This is a genomic window from Flavicella sp. (assembly GCF_029238425.1).
Classification (GTDB): domain Bacteria; phylum Bacteroidota; class Bacteroidia; order Flavobacteriales; family Flavobacteriaceae; genus Flavicella.
In genome coordinates this window covers 22973-31622 of the sequence record NZ_JAQWGB010000113.1, presented here as the reverse complement: position 1 = coordinate 31622, position 8650 = coordinate 22973, and the positions used below count along the sequence as shown (strand labels likewise).

Annotated in this window: 4 protein-coding genes; 1 reads left to right on the top strand and 3 read right to left on the bottom strand. The window is 34.2% G+C overall.

The annotated features are described in order from the left end of the window. The 3 genes from P8H68_RS08520 to P8H68_RS08510 form a co-directional block, all read right to left on the bottom strand. Positions 1-953: sulfatase-like hydrolase/transferase (locus tag P8H68_RS08520; protein WP_300323505.1), on the bottom strand; the 953-nt coding region annotated here is incomplete at its 3' end. 11 nt (positions 954-964) lie between these two features. Further along, positions 965-2485: a sulfatase-like hydrolase/transferase gene (locus P8H68_RS08515; protein WP_300323502.1), complete on the bottom strand. Its 1521-nt coding sequence runs from the start codon at positions 2483-2485 to the stop codon at positions 965-967. 134 nt (positions 2486-2619) lie between these two features. Next, positions 2620-6906, bottom strand: a complete 4287-nt coding sequence (locus P8H68_RS08510; RefSeq protein WP_300323498.1) for a hybrid sensor histidine kinase/response regulator transcription factor — start codon at positions 6904-6906, stop codon at positions 2620-2622. A 253-nt stretch (positions 6907-7159) separates the two neighbouring features. Between P8H68_RS08510 and P8H68_RS08505 the strand changes: the two genes are divergently transcribed. Then, positions 7160-8620 (top strand): carbohydrate porin, encoded by a 1461-nt coding sequence (locus P8H68_RS08505; RefSeq protein WP_300323495.1) that lies wholly within the window; start codon positions 7160-7162, stop codon positions 8618-8620. Positions 8621-8650: the final 30 nt, after the last annotated feature.

The following is an 8650-nucleotide window of genomic DNA, read 5'->3' as shown; positions in this document are numbered from 1 at the left end:
CCTTCAGGCCATCTGATAAAAAAAGGAACTTTTATCCCACCTTCAAACAACATTCCCTTGTATCCTCTATTTGGACGATTATCAGCAAATTCACCTCTTCCTCCGTTATCACTTAAAAACACTAAAATAGTATTGTCTTTTATTCCGTTTGCCACTAAAGTAGAATCAATTCTACCAACATTAAAATCCACAGCATTTACCATAGCTCCATACACACTTCTTCCACCATATTCAATATGCTTGGTGTTCTCTAAATATTTTTTGGTAGCATGATTGGGACCATGAGGAGCATTGTAGGCCAAATACATAAAAAATGGTTTTTCATCTTTTTTCGAAATAAAATCAATAGCCTCATCTGTAAAATCGTCAGTCAAATAACTCAATTCATTCTCAGGCACTTTTACACCATTTCTAAAAACTGTTTGCAATGGTCCATTGGAAATACCCCAATAATTCATCCCTCCTCCAGGGAAGCCAAACCAATGGTCAAATCCTTGTTTTGGAGGATGTAAATCAGGATGATCACCTACATGCCATTTTCCAATAGCACTTGTACGGTATCCTTTCTCCTTCAAAGCTTCAGATATCATAATTTCAGATAATGGAGTTCCTACAGTTTCATCGTTAACCGTATTATAAGGCATATTACAATCGTGTCCAAAACGTGCTTGAAACCTTCCTGTAAGCAAGCCTGCTCTTGAAGGACTGCAATATGGATGAGAAACATACCCATTTGAAAAAATAACTCCTTCTTTGGCTATTGCATCTAAGTTTGGTGTCGGAATATCTGTCCCTCCATTAAATCCGACATCAGCCCATCCTTGGTCATCAGTCAACACAACGATAATATTTGGTTTCTGAGAAATTTGTTTTTTTTGAATTTGTTTCTCTTTGGTTGCACAGCTTAACAAAACAAGTCCTGTTGCAACGGTGCATAATAAATTCTTTACCATTAGATTGAAATTTATAGTGTTTTAAATACGGATGTAATATCCAAAGGATCGTCCATTTCTTTTTGCAGCTTTAGCAAGTCATTAAATAATGACTTTACTTTTTCTTTGTTCTCTGGCAATTTGGAAATATCATTCATTTCTTCTGGATCCTTGTTCATATCAAACAGCATTACCTTATTGATTTCAGCATATATCAATAATTTAAATCCATCTTTTCTTATCATTCGCTGAACACTCAAATAAGCTCCATAAATTTCATCATAATGACTTTTTGTTGCTTCTCCTTTAGCTAGATCTAAAAAACTATTAAACTCAATGAATGCTGGTTTTTCTGTTCCTGTCAAATCAATAGCAGTAGCCATAGCATCTTGTAGATAAACATCCGCATCAATTTTCTTATTCTTAGGAATACTAGGTCCCAGAATAATCATTGGTGGTCGCATACTGTGGTCATATAAATTTTGTTTTCCTAATAATCCATGTCTACCCATAGCCAAACCATGATCCGCAGTGAAAATTATATAGGTATTATCCATTTTTCCAGATTTCTTAAGAGCCTCTACAATCATTCCGATCTGTGCATCTACATGTGTAATACTCGCGTAATATTCTTTGATATGCGTTTTGATGGCATACTCTGTTCTTGGAAATGGTGCCAATGCCTCATCTCTTAAATCGTTGCTATTTGCAATAGAATGACGATAAGTATACTCTGGCATATAACTTTTAGGTAGTTCCATTTCTTCTACCTTATACATATCTTGATATTCCTGAGGAGCTTGACGAGGGTCATGCGGAGCGTTGAACGCCAAATACATAAAAAACGGCGCGTCTTTTGTTTTTGCCTGATCAATAAACTCAATAGCATCATCCTTCAACACTTCACTCCAGTGCTTTCCTCCTTGCCAAAAACCTCCAAAACTAGGTTCGGTCGGAGACCAAGAAGTATCATTTTTATCTTGTGGTCTGTTATATCCTACTGGCATAATAACTTCCGATCCTTTTTTCTTATACTCAGGATTTTTTTTGAATTTTTCAACCATTGCAAAATGGTCCCATGCATCTTTGGGCATTCCTGGACGGATATGTTTTACATTTTTAAAAACTTTTCCAGCTGGAGCATCCACGTGCCATTTTCCCGTCATGTAAGTATCGTATCCTGCGGATTCCATCACCTTTGACCAAGATTTATCAAAAGCTTTGGAATCATTTGACTTCCAATTTTGACGAAATTTATTGGCTCTCCAAACAAAACGCCCAGAATTCATCATCGCTCTAGAAGCAGCACATACTGCTCCACTCCATGACCCCATATTATAGGCATGTGTAAAAGTAGTTCCTTCGGCGACAAAAGAATCCATAGTTGGAGTGATTATTTGATCATTCCCTAAGGCATGAATAGAGGAATAGGTTTGATCATCCGTAAAAACAAATACTATATTTGGCTTACTGGTTACCTTTTGTTTTTCTTTTTTATTTCCACAACTTGCCAGTACAACCAAACAAGCTAGAATTCCAATTTTTATCTTCATATGTTTCAAAAAAAACTCGCTTTAAAAAAGCGAGTATAAATTAGATTTAATATTAATTTACATCTTCTCTACAAAGATTGAATTAATTAACTAATATCAAAAATACATATGTCCAATAAACCAATACAAATGGTTTACGCGGTTGTATCTTCAGAATCTTCAGAGGTTCTATCCGCTTGTCTAACATACTTACTTGGGATGACACCAAATTGTTTCTTAAAACATTTAGAGAAATAGGATGCTGTATTAAATCCTGTCATGTACATCACTTCTTTCACCGATAAGTCACTTTTTTCCAATAACTGAACCGCTCTTTTTAGTCTGATATTTCTGATAAATTCACTTGAAGACAAACCTGTCAATTCTTTAATTTTCAAAAACAAATTACTTCTACTTAAAGCCATCTCCTTTACCAAAAGCTCTACACTAAATTCAGAATTCATCATATGCTTTTCAACAATTTCAATCGCCTTTTGAAGGAAAGTTTCATCAGTAGAAGTTACAGTAACATCTTTTGGTTGTAGTACTATCTCTCTATTGAATACTTTTCTTAGTTTTTGTCTGTGCTTTAAAATGTTTGACAATTTCAGCTCCAACAATTCCATATCAAAAGGTTTTCTAATGTAAGCATCTGCTCCAATTTTCAATCCCTCTATTTCAGATTCTTCAGAGGTTTTGGCTGTTAACATAACCACTGGAATATGACTCGTTTCTTTAGTTGTTTTTAATTTACCACAAAGCTCAACACCATCCATAATTGGCATCATCAAATCGGTAATAATTATATTCGGAACTACTTTGTTTGCAATTTCAAATCCTTTTTCACCATTCTCTGCTTCATAAATATAATAACTCTCTCCTAAACCTTTTTTAATAAACGATCTAATATCAGGATTGTCATCCACAATCAAAAGCACAGGTAATTGTGATCTTGATCTAGAAATATTCTGATCAACAATATCATCCAAAACTCCCATTACATGAGTCTCGGCATCTGTCTGCCCAACCAATGGTTCACTTTCATCGCCATCTCTAAAACTCACATCCTTCGAAACATGGTACATTTCTTTTTCTTTTGGAAGAAATACAAAAAATGAAGTCCCATAGGATGGATCACTTTTTACATCAATTATTCCTGAATGATGCTCAACTAGTTTTTTAGTAAATGACAAGCCTATCCCTGTACCTTTCATGTCTAGATTCGCTTTTCCAACCTGTGTATAGAATCTTTCAAAAATATGTTGAATTCTATGTTTTGGTATTCCAGGACCAGAATCTTTGACCTGAATAACCACATATTTAGATTGATTTTCTACTTGCTTTATTCCATCTGGCATTTGAAATGTTTCTCCGTCATGAACCATCAAAACTACAGAACCATTTTCTGGAGTAAATTTAAATGCATTAGACAATAAGTTGTTTATTATCTTTTCTAAAGCATTAGAATCAAACCATGAAGATATTTTTTTCTTATCCGAGGATATTTCAAAATTAATTTTCTTTTTTAAACTTAAGAACTGAAAAGGCTCTCCTAGACCTTTCACAAATGAAACCATATCACTCTCTCCCAAAACAAGATCCATCTTACCTTTATCCATTTTTCTAAAATCAAGCAATTGATTTACCAAACGCAATAAATAATCCACGTTTTTGAACATCAGCTCATATTGCTCTGAGATTTCTTTCTTGGATATTGAATCTCCTTTTTTCCTAAGGTAATCTAACGGTCCACGAATCAATGTTAATGGCGTTCTGAACTCGTGAGAAATATTAGTAAAAAACTCTAATTTGAGTCTGTGAATTTCTTCATGCTGTTCTTTTTCTAAGTGCTCTAATTCTAAATCATGTTTCTTAGAAGAACTAATCAAAGTATACCTTCTAAACCCAAATAAACTTAGCACAAAAAGTATCAAGTACCCTGTTTTAGCTAAATTAGAGCTCCACCATGGCGGAATCACTTTAATTTTCAATTTAGTAGGAGTTGGATCCCACACACCATCATTATTGGATGCCTTTACGTGTAAGGTATACTCTCCAGGCTCTAGGTTTGTATAAGTGGCAAATCTTTTATCCGAATTTGTATACACCCAGTGCTTATTAAAACCTTCTAGCTTATAAGCAAACATATTTTTCTTAGGAGCTGCAAAATGCAAGGAGGCGAATTCAAATGAAAAGCTGTTTTCGGAATATTTTAAATCAATTTTACCAATCTCATTGATCGCCTTAGTCAAAATAACACGACCGTTGACCTCTTCACCTATATCAATAGGCTTATTAAAAATTGAAAATCCTGTAATTACAGTTTCACCACTTACTTTATTGTTTTTTATGGTGTTTGGATCAAAAATATTGAACCCACTTACACCACCAAACATAAGTTTACCCTCTTTTGTTTTCCAAGCAGCTAACTCTCCAAATTCATCATTTTGCAACCCGTCATTTACATCAAAATTTTTGAAACTTTTATTTACCGGATTAAATTTTGAAAGACCTTTATTGGTTGCAAGCCATAAATTACCACCATCATCTTCTAAAATTCCTTTGATCACATTATTTGGCAAACCATTCACTTCGGAAAAGACTTCAAATGTAGTTTTCCCGGTCGCTTCATCAACAACAACTTTATTCAATCCACCTCCAAAAGTACCAATCCATAAATCACCTGTAGAAGATTGAAATATATTTAAAATATAATTATGACTGATACTTGTAGCGTCGTCAGGAATATTTTTAAATATTTCGAAAACTGGATTTTTCTTTAGGCTCTCCGACACATCTAATTTACAAAGACCATCACCCGTTCCAAACCAAACATTTTTATCTTTATCAACGAAGACTTTACGAATAATATTGCTGGAGATACTTCCTTCTTGGTTTCTGTTAAAAGATAAAATATCCTTCTTAAAATCATTTGTTTCTTTATTAACAAGCCATCGGTAAACTCCCGCACCATAAGTAGCAAACCATAAGTTTCCGAAACTATCTTCTTCAATAGAAAACAAACTACTATTGAACTCATTAATTTTCTTAAAATCTTTCTTGGTTATTTCTTTATTATCTGTGATATCTACTTCATACATTGCTCCCGGACCTTGCGTACCCAATAGCATTTTTTTTCTGTTATTTATACGTACCTCTTTTAACGAATATACCGGCCATTTTACGGCAAAATTCACAAATTCAAAACCTTCAATTTCAGCATTTTTTTTCTGCATCACATTTACTCCTCCTCCTTCTGTTCCAACCCATAACGTCCCATTTGAATCTTCATAAATGGACCTAACTTTATCATTACTTAAACTTTTAGGATCTAAGGTTTTTCTTACTGTTTCAAATTGTTTTCTTGTTGGGTCATATTTATTAATTCCTCCCCCATTAACACCAATCCAAACAATTCCTGTATTATCAACAAAAATGGAGGTAACATTATTTTTACTTAAACTTTTAGTTGGAAATCTGGGATTATACGTAAAGTCATTTTCTTTTTTCGGTTTTTTATTTTTTCTATTATTTGAAAAATTCGATAATCCTCTAGTACTTCCACCCCATAAATAATCACCCGACACAGCAAGGTCTCCATAGCTCTTTCCAACAAACCGAATAGCTTTATAGACATTTTGATCCAACTGGATCATGAATCCACCTTTAGATGATGATATTAAAATTCTACCAAAAGCATCTTCTACAATATTTTTAACAGGGGTGTATTTCGGTAGTCCAATCATGGCATTTACCCTAGGGAAATAAACACTTCCGTTTTCATCATGGGATAATCGATGTAAACCTTTACCTCCTGCTAGCCATATCTGTCCATTAGAATCTTCAAAAATATCATTGATACTATTGGCATTTTTCCCCCCAACAGAAATATCATTTGAGGATAATTTAAAATGTCTAAACTTTATAGAATCTAACGGAACATCCAACTTAACCATATCAATCCCCTTAGCAGTACCGATCCAAAGTCTATTTTTACTATCTGCAAAAAGAGCTCTTATGGTATTATCTACAATACTATGTTTATCAAAATCATCATGCTTAAAACGGGTAAATTTCTCGGTTGTTTTATCGTAAAGATTCAAGCCATTTCCTGTTGTACCAACCCATAAATTTCCATAATCATCTTCTGTAATATCCCAAATAAGATTACTGCTGATACTATTTTTATCATTCGGGTTTGGTTTAAACACTTTAAAACTATAACCATCATAACGGTTCAATCCATCATGAGTTCCAAACCACATAAATCCTTGCTTATCTTGATAAATGCAATTGACATCATTCTGAGACAATCCATCTACGGTTGACAAATGTTCAAATTCGATAGAGTTTTGGCCAGAAGTACTCATTGAACAAATCAAAAGAATGAACAAAAACCTCAATCGACCCCAAACTAAACCATTAATTTTAATATCTATCATATTCATATTTAAAGAGAATTCACGCCTGGAGAGAGACTTGTTTTAAAGATAGCAGGATTGTTTCATAAAAAACAAACTCTAAAAAAAGTTAACTATCTTAAAACAAAAGTAGACGGTTTCATTCAATAATCAAAACAAAATTAAAATAGAGACCTAAAACACTGACTTCACTACCTCTAAAAAATTAACATATTTTAACATTTGCATTATTTTTTCTTTATATTTATCCTATTGCTAACCAATCAAAAAAATAATGAAATCGAAAAAACTAAACTTTCAATTATTTACATTCTTTTTAGTATTCGTTGCGGCTACTTTCTCCGCAAACTCTCAAATTGCATATGATCATATTACAAACAAAGCTGTTTCTGTAGGTTCTTATGGTAGAGTTGGTGTAGATTGGTCTTTTGACCATGGAAGAACCATCGGGAGAAGATTGAATTTGAACAATATGGGAAGTATCGGTGGACGTATGGAAGAACAAGATTATTTGGAGTTTGCGCCATCCCTTCAGTTCAAACCCAAAAAAGGAGATAGCACTTATATCCATATGCAGCTTCGACTATCTGTTTTTAGCAACAGTCTTACCTCTTTTGGAAATAGTACAACTTCAAGTCTTGGAGGGTTAACGATTGCCATTCCTGAACTTTTTGTTCAAGCAAGAAACATTAAAAATACAGGTATAAACATGTGGATTGGATCAAGATTATACAGAGGACCCGATGTTCATGTAGCCGATCATTTTTATTTCAATGATCACTCTGGACAAGGTTTTGGAGTTGAATTCAAAAAAACCAGACTTGCAGCAATCTTTGTAACTGCTACGGATACTACTGCAACAGTGCCCCCCTATTTTTATTTGAACATCAAAACGGGAACACCAAGCGCTGCTTTGCGACAAAGAACTGTTCTCGTAGCGGAGCATGACATTGATATTAATGATCAAAATAGAATTACATTGTTAGGAGAATATCATAGAATACCTGATGCACATGCGAGTGAAATTGAGGATGAACCATCCAATCCGATTGAACCAGAAGTTCCAGTGTACAACTACGATTCTGACTATGGTTTTGTAATCGGTGCTAGACATCATGTGGTTTTTAAAAACCTAAAAGAGGGATCCTTTAATGATTTTTCTGTTAGATACGGAACAAGAATTGCAAACGGTGGAGATGGTGGTGTTTCAAAAACATGGGCTACTTTTGGGGCGCCTGATACAATTGCAAGAACTTTCAAAGGAGCCTACTCTTTAGCTATTGTAAATCATTCCGTATTTCACACCTCTAAAAATAATACGATAAATCCGTACCTTATCATGACTTATAGTAAAGGTGGAGCACCTGGCAACGGATTATCAAAAACCTATTTTGGTAGAGAGGTGTACAATAAAAAAGTTGATTTTACCATTGGTGCACGAGACGAATATTATTTCACAGACTATTTTCACCTAATCACTGAATTCCATTATTCTAGAAGAAGTGATGGTGATCATCCTGCGGCAAGCATGACTAAATTCACAATAGCCCCAGTTTTTGTTCCTACCGGACAAAGAAGTATTTGGGCTCGACCGCATTTTAGATTTGTCGCATCCGTTGCGAAATACAATCAATATGCTCAAGATAATTTGTATTCACCGTTTCTTCAATTCACTGGAAAACGAAGTTGGGGAACATATTTTGGTGTCAAAACCGAATGGTGGTTATGGAATTAAAAAAAAGAGTGAACAATGTTCACTCTTTTT